This window comes from Streptomyces shaanxiensis (assembly GCF_039537145.1).
GTDB classification, from domain to species: Bacteria; Actinomycetota; Actinomycetes; order Streptomycetales; family Streptomycetaceae; genus Streptomyces; species Streptomyces shaanxiensis.
In genome coordinates, this window is record NZ_BAAAZY010000003.1 from 279,128 (window position 1) to 293,459 (window position 14,332).

Annotated in this window: 15 protein-coding genes and 2 pseudogenes; 9 read left to right on the forward strand and 8 right to left on the reverse strand. The window is 72.9% G+C overall.

Features of this window, described 5'->3' with window-relative positions; translation table 11 throughout:
- Window positions 1–51 precede the first annotated feature (51 nt).
- Window positions 52–1,287: an acyl-CoA dehydrogenase family protein gene (locus tag ABD932_RS03530; protein WP_345008578.1), complete on the forward strand. Its 1,236-nt coding sequence runs from the start codon at window positions 52–54 to the stop codon at window positions 1,285–1,287.
- Window positions 1,284–1,682: a RidA family protein gene (locus tag ABD932_RS03535; protein ID WP_345008579.1), complete on the forward strand. Its 399-nt coding sequence runs from the start codon at window positions 1,284–1,286 to the stop codon at window positions 1,680–1,682. The genes ABD932_RS03530 and ABD932_RS03535 overlap by 4 nt, the downstream gene beginning before the upstream one ends.
- Window positions 1,683–1,689: 7 nt before the next feature.
- Here the strand turns inward: ABD932_RS03535 and ABD932_RS03540 are convergent, their stop codons facing one another.
- Window positions 1,690–1,884, reverse strand: coding sequence for a DUF5999 family protein (locus tag ABD932_RS03540; protein ID WP_345008580.1), 195 nt, complete (start codon window positions 1,882–1,884; stop codon window positions 1,690–1,692).
- 263 nt (window positions 1,885–2,147) lie between these two features.
- Here ABD932_RS03540 and ABD932_RS03545 point away from each other — a divergent pair, with 263 nt between their 5' ends.
- Complete coding sequence (locus ABD932_RS03545) at window positions 2,148–2,588, forward strand: DUF6299 family protein (protein WP_345008581.1); 441 nt, start codon at window positions 2,148–2,150, stop codon at window positions 2,586–2,588.
- A gap of 112 nt (window positions 2,589–2,700) precedes the next feature.
- On the opposite strand, the gene ABD932_RS03550 is transcribed toward ABD932_RS03545, so the two are convergent.
- From ABD932_RS03550 to ABD932_RS03570, 5 genes are all read right to left on the reverse strand, one after another.
- The gene (locus tag ABD932_RS03550) at window positions 2,701–2,904 is read right to left on the reverse strand and encodes a hypothetical protein (RefSeq protein ID WP_345008582.1); all 204 of its coding nucleotides are present in this window, start codon (window positions 2,902–2,904) and stop codon (window positions 2,701–2,703) included.
- Window positions 2,905–3,073: 169 nt separating this feature from the next.
- Window positions 3,074–4,270 (reverse strand): ABC transporter ATP-binding protein, encoded by a 1,197-nt coding sequence (locus ABD932_RS03555; protein ID WP_345008583.1) that lies wholly within the window; start codon window positions 4,268–4,270, stop codon window positions 3,074–3,076.
- 21 nt (window positions 4,271–4,291) lie between these two features.
- Window positions 4,292–5,167, reverse strand: coding sequence for an ABC transporter permease (locus ABD932_RS03560; protein ID WP_345008584.1), 876 nt, complete (start codon window positions 5,165–5,167; stop codon window positions 4,292–4,294).
- A complete protein-coding gene (gene modA, locus ABD932_RS03565; protein WP_345008585.1) occupies window positions 5,164–6,003 on the reverse strand; it encodes a molybdate ABC transporter substrate-binding protein in 840 nt (279 codons plus the stop codon). The genes ABD932_RS03560 and modA overlap by 4 nt, the downstream gene beginning before the upstream one ends.
- A gap of 61 nt (window positions 6,004–6,064) precedes the next feature.
- On the reverse strand, window positions 6,065–6,451 hold the full coding sequence (locus ABD932_RS03570; protein ID WP_345008586.1) for a TOBE domain-containing protein: 387 nt from the start codon (window positions 6,449–6,451) through the stop codon (window positions 6,065–6,067).
- A 206-nt stretch (window positions 6,452–6,657) separates the two neighbouring features.
- Between ABD932_RS03570 and ABD932_RS03575 the strand changes: the two are divergent.
- Window positions 6,658–6,871 (forward strand): annotated as a pseudogene (locus tag ABD932_RS03575) (hypothetical protein); the annotation flags it as partial.
- Window positions 6,872–6,929: 58 nt separating this feature from the next.
- Window positions 6,930–7,622 (forward strand): M24 family metallopeptidase, encoded by a 693-nt coding sequence (locus ABD932_RS03580; protein ID WP_345008588.1) that lies wholly within the window; start codon window positions 6,930–6,932, stop codon window positions 7,620–7,622.
- Here ABD932_RS03580 and ABD932_RS03585 read toward each other — a convergent pair.
- A pseudogene (locus ABD932_RS03585) lies at window positions 7,595–7,951 on the reverse strand (hypothetical protein); the annotation flags it as partial. The gene ABD932_RS03580 and the pseudogene ABD932_RS03585 sit on opposite strands and share 28 nt — an antisense overlap.
- A gap of 227 nt (window positions 7,952–8,178) precedes the next feature.
- On the opposite strand from ABD932_RS03585, the gene ABD932_RS03590 reads away from it, so the two are divergent.
- From ABD932_RS03590 to ABD932_RS03605, 4 genes are all read left to right on the forward strand, one after another.
- On the forward strand, window positions 8,179–9,273 hold the full coding sequence (locus ABD932_RS03590) for an acyl-CoA dehydrogenase family protein (RefSeq protein WP_345008589.1): 1,095 nt from the start codon (window positions 8,179–8,181) through the stop codon (window positions 9,271–9,273).
- Between the two features lie 185 nt (window positions 9,274–9,458).
- On the forward strand, window positions 9,459–9,812 hold the full coding sequence (locus ABD932_RS03595; RefSeq protein ID WP_250086027.1) for a hypothetical protein: 354 nt from the start codon (window positions 9,459–9,461) through the stop codon (window positions 9,810–9,812).
- A 5-nt stretch (window positions 9,813–9,817) separates the two neighbouring features.
- Window positions 9,818–10,846, forward strand: coding sequence for a hypothetical protein (locus ABD932_RS03600; protein ID WP_345008590.1), 1,029 nt, complete (start codon window positions 9,818–9,820; stop codon window positions 10,844–10,846).
- Complete coding sequence (locus tag ABD932_RS03605; RefSeq protein ID WP_345008591.1) at window positions 10,843–12,516, forward strand: hypothetical protein; 1,674 nt, start codon at window positions 10,843–10,845, stop codon at window positions 12,514–12,516. The genes ABD932_RS03600 and ABD932_RS03605 overlap by 4 nt, the downstream gene beginning before the upstream one ends.
- Here ABD932_RS03605 and ABD932_RS03610 read toward each other — a convergent pair.
- Window positions 12,500–14,305 (reverse strand): APC family permease, encoded by a 1,806-nt coding sequence (locus ABD932_RS03610; RefSeq protein WP_345008592.1) that lies wholly within the window; start codon window positions 14,303–14,305, stop codon window positions 12,500–12,502. The two genes, ABD932_RS03605 and ABD932_RS03610, sit on opposite strands and share 17 nt — an antisense overlap.
- Window positions 14,306–14,332 lie beyond the last annotated feature (27 nt).

A 14,332-nucleotide genomic window follows, 5' to 3' on the forward strand; every position in this document is an offset into this window, starting at 1 on the left:
GGAAGTCCGTCGCCAGGGCCCGTCGCGGACGGCTCCGCAGGGAGGTCGGCAATGCCCGCATTCTCACTCGATCCGACGCAAACCGCATGGTGTGCCGAGCTGCGTGCCCTGGCCGCCGAACGGCTGCGCCCGCTCGCGGAGAAGGGCGAGCCCGGACACGTCAACCGCGCGCTGGTCGCCGAACTCGGCCAACTTGGCTTGCTGGAGCGGCTGTTCAGCTCCGGCGCGGTCGACCTGTGCCTGATGCGGGAGTCCCTCGCGTACGCCTGCACGGAGGCCGAGACCGCGCTCGCCCTGCAGGGCCTGGGCGCGCATCCCGTCCACGCGTACGGCACCCCGGCCCAGCGGGAGCGCTGGCTGCCCAAGGTGGCCGAGGGGAGCGCGGTGGCCGCCTTCGCGCTGAGCGAGCCGGGGGCAGGGTCGGACGCGGCGGCGCTGGAGCTGCGGGCGGAACGGGACGGCTTGGCGCCGGGTGGTCCGGGTGGAGCGAGCGGTCCGGGCGGACCGCGAGGGCGGGGTGAGGCGGCGGGCGCCTCGCTCACCTCACTCGCCGCCGACCCCGACGGCCCCGCCCGCTGGCGGCTCACCGGCGAGAAGTGCTGGATCTCCAACGCCCCCGAGGCCGACTTCTACACCGTGTTCGCCCGCACCACCCCCGGCGCCGGGGCCCGGGGCGTCACCGCCTTCCTGGTCCCGGCCGACCGTCCCGGCCTCACCGGAGCGGGCCTCGACATGCTCTCCCCGCACCCCATCGGCGCTCTCGCCTTCGACGCCGTCCCCGTCACCGCAGACGACGTGCTCGGCGAGGCCGACCGAGGCTTCCGGGTCGCGATGGGCACCCTCAACCTCTTCCGGCCCAGCGTCGGCGCCTTCGCCGTCGGCATGGCCCAGGCGGCCTTGGACGCGACCCTCGCCCACACGGCCGAACGGGAGGCGTTCGACGGCAAATTGAAGGACCTTCAGACGGTCGCCCACCAGGTCGCAGAGATGGCCCTGCGCACGGAGGCGGCCCGCCTCATGGTGTACGCGGCGGCGACGGCGTACGACGAAGGGGCCGGAGACGTGCCGAAGCGCGCCGCGATGGCGAAACTGCTCGCCACCGAGACCGCGCAGTATGTCGTCGACGCGGCGGTCCAGTTGCACGGTGCGCGTGCCCTGCGCCGTGGCCACCTGCTCGAACACCTCTACCGCGAGGTGCGCGCCCCGCGTATCTACGAGGGGGCCAGCGAGGTCCAACGGGGCATCATCGCCAAGGAGTTGTACGCGAACATGGAGGGCGCCCAGTGAGTACCGAGCGCGTCAACCCGCCCGATCTGTCCCCGCCTACCGGCTTCTCCCACGCGGTCGTCGCCACCGGCTCACGGACCGTCTTCCTGGCCGGCCAGACCGCCCTCGACGCGGACGGCAAGGTCACGGGCGACAGTCTGCCCGAGCAGTTCGAGCGGGCCCTGGCCAATCTGCTGGCCGCGCTCACCGCCGCCGGTGGCACCCCGGCGGATCTCGCCCGGGTCACGGTCTACGCCACCGACGTCGCCGCGTATCGCGCTCAGGCCGCCGAACTCGGTCGTATCTGGCGGCAGTTGGCGGGCCGTGACTATCCGGCGATGGCGGTCGTCGAGGTCGTACGCCTCTGGGACGAGCAGGCGATGGTGGAGCTCGACGGGTTCGCGGTCCTGCCGTAGGCCGCGCTCACGCCGCCGTCGCGAGCCGCTCGGCCGGCACTCGGTGCGGTGCGACGACGCGGCCGTCGGGCAGCAGCTCGCCGCTGTCGTCGAACACGATCGCGCCGGTGCAGAGCAGGTTCCAGCCCTGCTCGGGGTGTGCGGCCACCACATGTGCGGTGAGGCCATCGGTGGACGGGCACGAGGACTGGTGGGAACACATGGCGCACCTCCACATTGGGCGGCCGGGCCGTGTGGGTCGTCCATATGGGTAGACCATGCTCCCGCCGCGTAGTGTCGACTATGCGGCTCCGCCGCTGGGCATCGGAACGGCGGGTCGTGAACCGTGACAACACGCGGACATCACTCTGACCGATCCACGAAGGTCGGGGCGGACTCGCCACCGAGTGGGTGACGATCACGTCCTTGAGCGCACCTGCCGGGTACCAGTGGAGGCCCCACTCCGCCCACCCGGGAGGTCATCCCATGCCCCTGCGCCCCGCGCTCGCCACCGCCGCCTGCGCCGCCCTGCTCCTGCTGGTCGCCGCTCCCTCGGCCCCCGCGGACTCCTCGGCGCCCGCGCCGGAAGAGACCGTGACCGTCGACTCCAAGGGCCTCATGGCCGCGGACGGCACCGTCACCCTGTCCGGCACCTACCGCTGCGTCGACAGTGTGGGACCGGTGTACGTGAGCTCGTCCATCGGCCAGCGGTCCGAGACCGTCCGGTACGCCATCGGCGGCACCGAAGCCGTGTGCGACGGCAAGCTGCACCGCTGGGAGAACGAGAGCAGGCCTTCCCCGACCACCCTCAAGCACGGCAGGGCGGACGTCGAGGCCGCCGTCGTGGAACTCCACCCCGTCGGCATCCTGCCCCTGCCCCGCTTCCACGCGCTGCTGAAGCAGGAGGTCACCCTGAAGAAGGCGTAAGCCGCAGCCCGCTGCGGCACGGCGCGCACCGCGCCCCTTCCGGTCGGGAGGGGCGCGGTGCCATGTGCGGGTCGGACGACGCGGTGTCAGGTGCGGTCGTACGCCCATGCGTTCACGTCGTTTCCGAGGCGGCCACCTCCGCCCGCGCCGCAGTGGGCCACACGCGCGGGAACGGCAGGCCACCGCCGAGCGCGCGGCGGAGACCCTGCGCAGGGCGCGCGGCCGGCGACACCTTGAACTGCTGCCAGTAGCGGCGGTGCGCGCGGCGTGCCCGGTCACTCGTCATGCCGCCGCGTCGCTCGATCGTCCAGCTCATGCGCGTTCCTCCTGTCGTACGGGCGCGGACGGTCGTATGGCTCCGGAAGGCCGCTCCTCGACGCGGCGGTGGGCGAGGGGCGACCGACCGGTCGCCCGGAGCTCGATCCCGGTGGTGCGCGGGCATGCATGACCGGTCGCCCCGCGCCCGATCCCGGCGCCGCCGCGTGTCACGCCGGGTACGCGTGGGTCTGTGTCGCCTTCACCGTCGCCCAGATCGGCGCGCCGGTGTGGAGGCCGAGTTCGGCCGCGGAGGCCGTGGTGAGGTCGGCGGTGAGGGGGAGCGTGCCGGTGAGGGCCACACGGATCTGGTCGCCGTGGGTCTCCAGGCCGGCCACCTCGCACTGCCAGAGGTTGCGGGCGCTGGCGCCGGTGGGGCGGTCGCGGTACAGGGTCACCGCGGCCGGGGGGAAGGTGACGAAGACCGGCCCGGTGAGGTCCTCCGTGGTGGTGATCTCCGGACCGGCGTCCAGTCGCACGGTGTGCCCCCCGGCCTCGCCCTTGTAGAGGTTCAGGCCGACGAGATGGGCGATGTAGTCCGTACGCGGATGACGGGCGATGTCGGCCGGGGTGCCCTCCTGCACCACATGACCGTCCTCGATGACGACCAGGCGGTCGGCCAGGACCATGGCGTCCAGCGGATCGTGCGTGACCAGCACCGCGACCGCCTCGAAGTCGGCCAGGTGGCGCCGGAGCTGGGCGCGGACGTCTAGGCGGGTGCGTGCGTCGAGCGCGGCCAGCGGTTCGTCGAGGAGCAGCAGCCGCGGACGGGTGGCCAGGGCGCGGGCGAGGGCCACGCGCTGGGCCTGGCCGCCGGAGAGCCGGCGGGGCTTGGCGTCGGCGTGCTCGGCGAGGTCCATCCGCTTCAGCCACCCGGCGGCCTGCGCCCGCGCCTCCGCCTTGCCGGCGCCGTGGCAGCGGGGGCCGAAGGCGACGTTGTCGAGGGCGGTGAGGTGGGGGAAGAGCAGGTAGTCCTGGAAGACGACGCCGACCGGGCGCAACTCCGGTGGCGTACGGTCCAACTCGGCGCCGTCCAGCCTCAGATGACCCTCCGTCAGTGGGGTGAGCCCGGCCAGCGCGCGCAGGGCCGTGGTCTTGCCGGCGCCGTTGGGGCCGAGCAGCGCGATGACGTCACCGGGGGCGGCCGTCAGGGACACGTCCAGGCGAAAGCGCCCCCGGTCGACCACGAGCCGGGCGTCCAGCCCCTCCCGGTCGGAACGCGCGGCGGTGTCCGCGGTGGAGCCAGCTCCGGACTCCGTGGTGGAGCCTGCTCCGAATTCCGCGGGGGAGCCTGCTCCGGATTCCGTGGCGGAGCGGGCTCCGGACTCCGCGCCGGTGTCGTGCGCGGTCTTGTCGATGTCGGTCATGAAGCGGTCATCCCACGTCGGTCATGATGCGGTCATCCAGCGGTCGCGCAGCCCCGCCAGGACCGCGATCGAGACGGTCAGCAGGACGAGGCTGAGGGCGATGGCCGCCTCCGGGTCGCTCTGCAGGGCCAGGTAGACGGACAGGGGCATGGTCTGGGTGCGGCCCGGGAAGTTGCCCGCGAAGGTGATCGTCGCGCCGAACTCGCCGAGTGCCCGTGCCCAGGCGAGCACCGCGCCCGCCGCGATGCCCGGCGCGATCAGCGGCAGCGTGACCCGCCGGAACGCCGTGAAGCGGGAGGCGCCCAGTGTGGTCGCGGCCTCCTCGTAGCGCGGGTCGGCGGCCCGCAGGGTGCCCTCGACGCTGATGACGAGGAACGGCATGGCGACGAACGCCTCCGCGACCACGACCCCGGCGGTGGTGAAGGGCAGGGTGATCCCGAACCACGCGTCCAGCCACTTCCCGACGACCCCGTTGCGGCCGAGCGCCATCAGCAGCGCCACGCCCCCGACCACCGGGGGCAGTACCAGCGGCAGCGTGACCAGGGCCCGAACCAGCCCGCGCCCGGGGAACTCGACACGGGCCAGCAGCCAGGCCAGGGGCACGCCGATCACCAGGCTCACCGCGGTGGCCGCCGTCGCGCACAGCAGGGACAGCTGCAGGGCCTGCCACACCTCGGGGCTGGTCAGCTGGTCCGGCAGGCTGTGCCAGGGGGTGCGGACCAGCAGGGCGATCAGCGGCACGACCAGGAACGCCAGGCCCAGCAGGGCGGGCAGCAGCAGAGGCAGGGGCGCGCCATTGAAGGCCTTGAAGGCCTTGAAGCCCGTCCGGCCACGCCGGCGCCGCGGTCCGCCCTTCAGGGCGTCGGCCGCGGCATCGGGCTTGTCGAGCGGGGTCACGGCTTGAGGAACCCGGCCTCGGTCAGGACCTGCTGACCCTCCGCGGACCGTACGAGCGCGATGAACGCCTTGGCGGCATCGGCGTTGGTCGCGTCCTTGAGCAGGGTGATCGGGTAGTCGTTGATGGCGTCGGCGGACTCGGGGAACTCCACGCCCGCCACCTTGTCACCCGCTGCCTGCACATCGGTCTTGTAGACGACCGCGGCGTCCGCCTCCTTCAGTTCGACCTTGGTCAGGGCGGCCTTGACGTCCTGCTCGTACGACACCGGCGTGAGCTTCAGCCTGCTCGCGTCGAGGGCCTTCTGGGCGGCGGCGCCGCACGGCACCTCCTTGTCGCACAGCACGACCTTCAGATCGGAGTTCGTGAGGTCCTTCAGGGAGTCGACCTTGTCGGGGTTGCCCGGCAGGGTGGCGATCTCCAGCTGGTTGCGGACGAAGGTGGCGGGCGTGGAGGCGTCCCCGGCGTCCGTGACGATCTTCATCGTCTTGGGGCTGGCCGAGGCGAACACGTCCGCCGGGGCCCCGCCGGTGATGCTCGCGGCCAGCGAGTCGCTGCCGCCGAAGCTGAAGGTCACCTTCGTGCCCGGGTGCTCCTGCTCGAACTGCTTGCCCAGCTTCTCGAAGCTCTCCTTCAGCGACGCGGCGGCGAAGACGGTCACCGTGCCGGACAGTTCGGGGGAGGCGGACGCCGAAGGGGAGGAGTCCGACCCCGCGGCGTCCGAGTCGGCGGAGGAGCAGGCGCTCAGGGCCAGCAGCGCGGCGGCGCTCGCGCCGGTCACCGGCAGCATCCGGCGGGTGCGGCGGGTCCGGCGGGTCCGGCGCACGGTACGGGTCATCACGGATCTGCTCCTTCTCAAGGACTCTTCCAGGGTCTTGCGGCGACGGTCGGCGCCGCGGCTACGGCCTCTCGACGACGACGTTCGTCGACTTGATCACCGCGATCGCCGGCACACCGGGCTCCAGCTCCAGGTCCTCGACCGACTCCCGGCTCACCAGGGACACCACCCGGTACGGCCCGGCCTGGATCTCCACCTGGGCCGAGACATCGCCGAGCCGCACCTCGGTGACGATGCCGGAGAGCCGGTTGCGCGCCGAGGAGCCGGGGTTCTCCCGCTCCGTGCGATGCGACTGCCGGGCGAAGGCCGCCAGGGCGGCTCCGGGGATGAGGCGGTGCCCTGACTCGTCGCGGTCGGCGTGCAGTCTGCCGCCGTCGACCAGGCGCCGCACGGTGTCCGCGCTGACGCCCAGTAAGGCGGCCGCCTCACCGATCCGGTAGGTGTGCATACGCCGAGCATACTGCCGCAGATGCAAGCTGTAAGTCCCTTGTCGCATCGCATGAGCCGGGCCCTGGCTTTGGGAGGTTGGTATATGCGTTTGTACAGAAGGTCCGCCCGGGTGCGGTCACCCGGGAGGTGGTAGCCCGTGAGTCAGTCCCTCGCGGCCGCCGGTACGGCCGCCGTTCCGATGGCGGAAGTCGTTCTCGCCGGTGATCTGGCCCGGCCGGCCATCACGCGCTGCTGTCCTGGGCGGAGATCGGCCAGGACTTCGGCCCACGCCCCCGTCCTCCTCGCCGCCGGCGTCGACGAGACCCCGCTCGACCGGGCCGGACCGCACCTCGTCCTGCCGCAGGACCGCTGCGGGGCCCGCTGCATCAGCGGGATCACCGCGATCCGGGTGGACGGCGGCTACCCCGCGCCGACGTGACCCACCCCGTCGGAATCCCGGTTGCCGGGAAACGATCCGGCGACCTACCGTCGGGCCCATGGCTGACGACGAACCCACGCGCGCGGCGCGGTTGTTGGACGCTCAGGGCAAAGCCGAGCGGCTCTTCGCGGAGATCGAGGAGCGCGGGCTCGTCGCGCCGGGGGAGGGGGAGCGGGCGGTCAGCGACCGGGTGCGGGATCTCGCGAACGAACTGTTCGGCACGACTCGGCACTGGCACAAGCGGATCGTGCGCTCGGGACCGAACACTTTGCTGCCGTACCGGGAGAACCCGCCGGACCGGGTGATCGGCGCGGACGACCTCGTGTTCGCCGACTTCGGGCCGATCTTCGAGGAGTACGAGGCCGACTTCGGGCGCACCTTCGTGCTGGGCGACGACCCGGTCAAACGGCGCCTCGCGGACGATCTGCCGAAGGTCTTCGCCGCCGGGAAGCGGTTCTTCGAGAGCGACCCCGACATCACCGGCAAGGGGCTGTACGCCGAGGTCGAGCGGCTGGCCGCCGAGGCCGGGTGGGAGCTGGGCGGCTGGCATGCCGGGCACCTGGTCGGGGAGTTCCCGCACGAGTGGATCGACGGCGCCGACGTGGAGTCGTACATCGCGCCCGGCAACGACACCCCGCTGCGGCGCACCGACAAGGCCGGGCGCCGCTGCCACTGGATCCTGGAGATCCATCTCGTCGACCGGGAGCGGGAGTTCGGCGGGTTCTACGAGGAGCTGCTCACCCTCGGCTGAGCGGATCCGCTTGCCTTCGGCCGGACCGGCACACCGGCCTTCGGCTGATCCGGCACGCCCGCCTCGTGCAGCGCGAGCCACACGCGGTCGCGGGTCGGCGCGAGTTCGGTGAGGCGGACGCCGGTCGCGTCGCGCAGGGCGGTGGCGAAGGCGGGGGCGACCGGGGTGAAGGGGCTCACGCTCATCGACTTGGCGCCCAGTGGGCCGATCGTGTCCGCCGTCTCCATGAAGTGCACCTCGAAGTGCACCTCGGTGCGCGGGATGTCGGCGTACTGGGGGAGCCGGTAGCGCCGGAACGCCGCCGTGGCCACCGCGCCGCGCTCGTCGATTCCCGGGCGGCTGGTCGAGGCGGCGCCGACGGTGGACGCGGTCGTCGACAATCCTCCCCGGCACCGCGGCGACCGAGCACCTCCTCGACAGGGGCTTCTTCGACGCCCTGAGGCCCATCGCGACCCTCGTCAACGTCGGCCGGGGAACCGCGGTCGACGAACCCGCCCTCGTCGACGTCCTCGACCTTCGGCGGCAGGGACCCGGCGAAGACCGCCGCGATCACCTAGTGTCGGCGCACCCGGCCGAGCCGCACCGAAGGACCCCGCATGACCAGCGCCCCCACCCCCTCGTCACCCGAGCGCACGAACTCGCCACCGAGGTGCTCGCACCGCGTGCGGAGCAGGTCGATCAGGAGGGGATGCCCGCGAGCCACATCGAGGCCGTCAAACGGTCCGGCCTGCTCGGGATCGGCGCCCCCGTGGCGTACGGCGGTTCGGCGGCGCCTGCGGATGTCGTCCGGGAGACCGCCGAGATCCTCGCGGGCGCGTGCTGCTCGACCTGGTTCGTGCAGACCCAGCACCACACACCGGTCAAGACCCTGGCCGCGAGCGAACTCCCCGTCAGGGAACGGCTGCTCGGCCCCCTCGCCGCCGGCGCACTGCTCTCCGGGATCGCCTTCTCCCACCTGCGCGCCCACCCCCGGGTCCTGGTGAGGGTCACCCGGGAGCGGGGCGGCCGGCGCTTCGACGGCACGGTCCCCTGGTACACGGGGTGGGGCCTCAACGACGTCATGCTGCTCGCCGGCGTCACCGAGGCCGGCGAGGCCCTCTTCGCCTTCACCGAGGCACGCGAACAGCCGGGCCTGAGGCCCTCACCCGAGATGCGGCTCGCCGCGCTCACCGCGTCCCGGACGGTGTCCCTGACACTGGACGGCCTGTGGCTGCCCGAGGAGTCCGTGGTGCTGCGCACGTCCTACGAGAAGTGGGCCACCACCGACCGCCCCCGGAACACCAACGCCTCCCCGGCCGTCTTCGGCGTCGCCCGAGCGGCGCTGGACCTGCTGGACGCGGCCGGCGACCCCGCGGCCGAGGAGGCGTCGCAGGCGCTGCGGGACCGCCTCGACGGCATCCGGCGCCAGGCCTACGCCCTCGCCGACCACCCCGTGCCGCACGAGCACATCGAGGAGCGGCTGGCGCTCAAGACACGGGCGTACGACGTCATGCGGGCGGCCACGACCGCGGCCGTGGTGTCCGGCGGCGGCCGCTCCATGGACCTGCGCGGGCGCGCCCAACGCCTCGCGCGGGAAGGGCTGTTCCTGCTGGTGCAGGGCCAGACGACGGACGTACGCACCGCTCATCTCGCCGCACTGGCCTCGGCGTAGCCGGGCGAACGGGCCGTGTGCTTCCCTCACTTCCGCGGCGTCGGCACCCGTTCGGGTGGCGATCAGGGGCGCGCGGGCGGCGACCAGGGGCGCACCGACGCGGTAACGGGCATCGATTCGCCCTCGTGAAGCAGGTGTCCGGACTGGCAAAGTGGATGGGTACGGCACACTGCGGCGGGGGAGACATGGCAGACATGACGGCGACCATCTCCGTGAAGGTCGAGGGGCCGGTCGGGCTGGACGACCCGCAGGAACTCCTCGAAGAGCTCGGGCAGGCGACCGGGCTGGCCTGGCGGCTGGAGCCCGCCGGGCGGGACGGCACCCTCGACGGGGGCCTCGCCGTGACGATGCTGCAGGCCGTGCTCGGCGGCGCGGTCGGGGCCGCGGTGCAGGCCGCCACGCAGCTGGCGGTCGACAACTGGCGGCGCCGCAGGCTCGACCCGCCGCCCGTCATCGTCGTCGTACGGCCCCCGGAGCCGCCGCAGGACCCACCGCCGCCGGCGCGCCCCGCCGGCCCCGACACCCCCGAGGGGAGCTGACGGGCATGGCATCACGGGCGGTGGTGGTGGGGGTCGGGACCTACGCCGACGACTCCGGCATACACGGATACCCGACGATCGAGGCCAGCGCCCGCGCGTACGGCGAGGCGCTGGACCGGGACCCGCGGTGGGGCACGGCGGCCCGGTCCCCGGTGCTGGACCGGGACGAGGTGCGCACCGCCGACGGCGTGATGCGGGCCCTGCACGAGGCGGCCGCGGCCGGGGAAGGGCCGGAGGACACCCTGCTCGTGGTGTACGTCGGGCACGGCGCGTACTGGCAGGACGTGCCCGGCGGCCAGGTCCACTTCGCGCTCGGCTCCTCCCGGGTCAACGAGCCCTGGACCTGGCTGTCCGCCTGGTACGTGTACCGGGCGATCAGGAAGAGCAAGGCCGGCCTCAAAGTGCTGATCGCGGACTGCTGTTACTCCAGCATGCTGCCGCACCTGGGCCCCGAGTCCGCCCTGCCGGGCATTCTCGGCACCCGCTACCAGGGCACCTGTGTGCTCACCGCGGTCGGCGGCAACGTCCACAACGCGTGGGCGGGCGCCTGCCCGAACCTCCCGGCTCCCCTCGACGGTTGCACGACCTTCAGCGGCCATCTGCTGAACGTGCTGGCCCAGGGCATGCCCGAGCACCCCGACGACCTCACGCTCGGCGCGCTGCGCGCCGGCATCGACGAGAGCATGCAGGAGTGCGGTGTCCACCACACCCCCCGGATGCTGCTGAACGACGCCTCGGAGGCGGCCCCGCTGTTCACCAACCACGCCAAGGGCCGCCGGCCCCGGACCCGCGCGCCGGTCACGGTGGACGAGTGGGTGCGCGAACTTCTCCTCAACGGCGAGCGAAACCTGCCCGAGCTGATGCGCGTCCCGGACCTCGCGGGCCGCGTGGTGGTGCGGCTGAAGGCAGGCGACGAGCAGAGCCGCGAGCTGGCCCGGCGGGTCGACGGAAGGGCCGGCGAACTGCTGCCCGACCCGGTCGACTTCGTCAGGTACTGGGGTGAGATCGAACCCGCGATGCTGGGCGGCGGATGACCGGCACCGGGGACGGCGACGAGGCCCGCCGCACGGACCATCTGTTCCAGCCGGACCTGAGCGAGTCGCTCAACGAGGCGTACGCCTGGGTGAGCCGGATCGAGGTCCCGCAGTTCGTGGGAATCCTGAGCAGGATGCGGCAGGAGCAGCGCGGGGCGATGGCCATGCGCGCCCTGCACGCCTTCGCGCTGCGCCGCCCCGTCGACGAACTGGTCGAGCTCGCCCACCACTTCGACCGGCGGGACGCGGTCATGCTGATGGCCACGGCCGCCCTGTCCCGGCCCGTCGGGGAGGCGGCCGAGCTCGCCGTGATGCAGCAGGAGGCGGAGTCCGGGAGCGAACGCGCCCCGATCACCGCGAGCATCGTGCACGACGTGGCCTGCCAGCGGACGGCGTTCGACGTGGCGGTGTTCGTACGTGTCCTGGAGCAGCGGCAGTCGGGGCTCGCGAAGCGCACCGTGAAGGTGTTCGCGGGTGCCGGCTCCGGCCGTACCAACCTCGACAAGGCGCTGCTGCACACCGCGCTGCGCGACGAGGGCTGCCACCGCGAGGCCGACCGGTTGCTCGGGCTGACCCTGCGGACGATCGCCGACGGACCGCCGGGCGCCTCCGGGGCGAGCGAGGACGGCGAGGAGATCGCCGACCTGGCGGGCGCGTTCCAGCACCTCAGCCCGGCCGTACGGGTCCTGGAGCGCTGGGTCGAGGAGCGGCTGAACGCCTCGGACGCGACCGAGGTGGAGCGGACCCGGCGACTGGTGGCGCGGCTGATCGCCCGCCGCGGCACCGGCCACGACGCCCTCGCCGAGCACATCGGCCGCACCACACAGCCCCGGCACCTGGTGAAGCTCTGCGCGATGCTGGCCAAGGACGAGGCGTCCCCCGCCAAGTGCGCCCTGGTGCGGCGTTACGCGGCCGGGCACAAGAACGTGCAGGAACTGGCCGTGCTCGTGGCGTCCTGGCACCGGGAACCGGTCCTGACCCGCAGCACCCGGGACCTGCTGGCCGACATCGTGGCGGGCCCGTCCGACTCCGGCTCCGCACCCCGCACGCTGGAAGAGCTGCGGCAGTTGGACGAGTGGCTGCCCCTGGAGGACGCCGCCCCGGAGTGCTCCCGGCTGCTGCGCCATGCCGCCGCCGTACGGGTCGAGGGCCGCTCCGGCGCCGACCTGGTGGCCCTGCTGAGCCGTGTCGAGCGCAGCCGGGACCGCACCCGGGCCGCGCTCGAGGCGGGGCGGCGGCTGGCCATGGCCGTCATGGACCCGGACGCGGACCGGGACCGGTTCGTGGACTGCCTGCGCGCGCTGCACGACACCCGGCACACGGTCGCCGTGCGCGCCGCCTGCCGTGAACTCTCCGACCCGTCCTCTCCCGGGGCGGTCGACGCCGCGCTGGTCGCCGACGTCGCGGGCCGGCTGCACCGGGCAGGCCTCGACCACGTGGCCTGGACGCTGCTCGAACGGTTCCTGGAGAACGAGCAGTTGGTGACCCGGGCCGATGTCGTGGAGGTCGTCGGTCAGGTGCTGGAGCTGCCGCTGCCGGACGCGGAGCTGCTGCTGCGGGCCACGGTGGGCCGCTGGTCGGACGTGGGACACCGCGACGACACGGTGGCCGCGCTGCGGGCGGCCGGGCGGCTCGAGGCGGCCGAGTGGGTCATCAAGTCCCTGCGGTGACGGACCGCTCCACCTCGAGCTCCTGGCGGGGAGCGGGCAGGGTGGGCGGAACCGCCTTCATGTAACGCCGGCACGACCGGACCAGCAGCGGGAACACCACAGCGGCGGCCAGAACGGTGATCGGCAGCGTCACCCGGGCAAGGCCGTACTCGTGCCCGAGCAGCGTGCACAGCACGAGCACCGCCAGATACGCGAGGAACAGCAGCACCGGCCGGACCGCGGGGTCGTAGGGGTCGGCCAGGCGGGAGACGTGTTCCCGTGCGTCGTAGCGCCGCAACAGGCGCCCCACGACGGGCAGGTCGAGCCCCGCCAGCCACGGCAGCCCGAGCAGCAGCGCCGAGCCGACCGCCACGGCGGCCATGCCCCGCCACACGTCGTCCCACCTCGCCTCGTGGATCACGACGGCGATCGCCACGAACGCGGTGTAGGAGAGGACCAGGTGCACCATTCGCCGCGGCCCCCGGAACCCCGCCGGTCTCAGCGCCACCAGGACGACGCCCGGCATGGCGTACACGACCAGCGCGGGCACGCTGTTGAGGGCGACCAGCTCCTCCCAGCTGCCCCGCGTCAAGGTGAGCATCACCAGCCCTATGGCGAAGTTGACCAGCAGGATCATCCAGTACGCGTCGATCGCGCCGCCCCGGAACCGGAACGAGGCCCGGCGGGCCGTCTGCAGTCCCCGGTGGGTGAGGTGGGCGCGGCTGAGGGCGGCGACCTCACGGGTCAGCGCGTGGGTGAAGACGATGCCGGAACCCATCGGGGACAGCAGCGCGTTCACGCGGATCAGCCAGCCCAGCCCGGTCATCTGCAGCCCGAAGGCGAGTTGGGCGTACGGCGATTCGAGCATGTTCCCGTCGAGCAGCCCGCAGTGCCGGCCGAACACCCACTGCAACGCCGCGTACAGCAGGAACGCGCCGACGAGGGTGCCGTACACCGCCCACCGCAGCCGTGCGGCCTCTCCCACGCCGCGCCGTTTGACGTTGCCGGCGAAGTCGAGCGGGGCCTGGAAGCCGATGTACGCGTAGATGATGCTTCCGCCCAGCACCGTGTACAGGAAGTGCGACGGATTCCCGGCCTGTTCCCGCAGCTTCCCGGCGGTCCCCTCCTGCCCGCTGAGATACCAGACCTCGTCCGGCGCGCACTTGTGCGAGGCGTCCAGCGCGGCGAGCCCCAGAAGGACGACGACGAGCAGCGGGATGACGATCTTCACCACGGTGATGAAGAGGTTCAGCCTGATCAGCCGACGCGGCGGCAGCAGGTTGAGCCCCACGATCAGCGCCATGAAGGCGACAGCGACCAGCAGACCCATGGTGGAGAGGTCGTAGGGCTGGTCCACGTTCCTCGCGAGGTCGCCCGCCTGCCGCAGTTCGTCCGAGTGCTTCAGCAGCGAGGGAAACTCGTACGCCAGCCCGCGGACCATGGCCGCCGCCTCGCTCGCCGGGTTCGCCGCGTACACGATCCACAGCCCGGCGGCCACCACCGAGGCCACGAGCGGCCCGGCCGCCTGCAGCGGGAGAAAGATCAGCCCGCCCGTCTTGGGGACGGCGATCCCGAGCTCCACCATCACGGCGGCGATCAGCAGCATCAACGCCGCGCCGGCCACCCACCCCCACACGGTGTACTTTCCGAGCCCCCAGAAGGCGGGACCGGCGGCCAGCAGCCAGCCGGAACCGAGGACCCCGCCGGCGGCGAGACCCACGAGATCCAGGGTGGACAGCCGCCGCCCCTCGTCCGCGTCCTCCGTCGAGCCCGCCGCTACCGTGCCCCGGCCGCCGCCCAACCACCCCAACTTCTCCCCCTTAACCGGAGTTGCGGA

Excerpts from the sequence above, each read along its gene's own strand:
- ABD932_RS03530 (WP_345008578.1), top strand. The coding sequence starts at position 52 with ATGCCCGCATTCTCACTCGATCCGACGCAAACCGCATGGTGTGCCGAG.
- ABD932_RS03540 (WP_345008580.1), bottom strand. The coding sequence starts at position 1,884 with ATGTGTTCCCACCAGTCCTCGTGCCCGTCCACCGATGGCCTCACCGCA.
- ABD932_RS03545 (WP_345008581.1), top strand. The coding sequence starts at position 2,148 with ATGCCCCTGCGCCCCGCGCTCGCCACCGCCGCCTGCGCCGCCCTGCTC.
- ABD932_RS03550 (WP_345008582.1), bottom strand. The coding sequence starts at position 2,904 with ATGAGCTGGACGATCGAGCGACGCGGCGGCATGACGAGTGACCGGGCA.
- ABD932_RS03555 (WP_345008583.1), bottom strand. The coding sequence starts at position 4,270 with ATGACCGACATCGACAAGACCGCGCACGACACCGGCGCGGAGTCCGGA.
- modA (WP_345008585.1), bottom strand. The coding sequence starts at position 6,003 with ATGACCCGTACCGTGCGCCGGACCCGCCGGACCCGCCGCACCCGCCGG.
- ABD932_RS03570 (WP_345008586.1), bottom strand. The coding sequence starts at position 6,451 with ATGCACACCTACCGGATCGGTGAGGCGGCCGCCTTACTGGGCGTCAGC.
- ABD932_RS03580 (WP_345008588.1), top strand. The coding sequence starts at position 6,930 with ATGGCTGACGACGAACCCACGCGCGCGGCGCGGTTGTTGGACGCTCAG.
- ABD932_RS03595 (WP_250086027.1), top strand. The coding sequence starts at position 9,459 with ATGGCAGACATGACGGCGACCATCTCCGTGAAGGTCGAGGGGCCGGTC.
- ABD932_RS03600 (WP_345008590.1), top strand. The coding sequence starts at position 9,818 with ATGGCATCACGGGCGGTGGTGGTGGGGGTCGGGACCTACGCCGACGAC.
- ABD932_RS03605 (WP_345008591.1), top strand. The coding sequence starts at position 10,843 with ATGACCGGCACCGGGGACGGCGACGAGGCCCGCCGCACGGACCATCTG.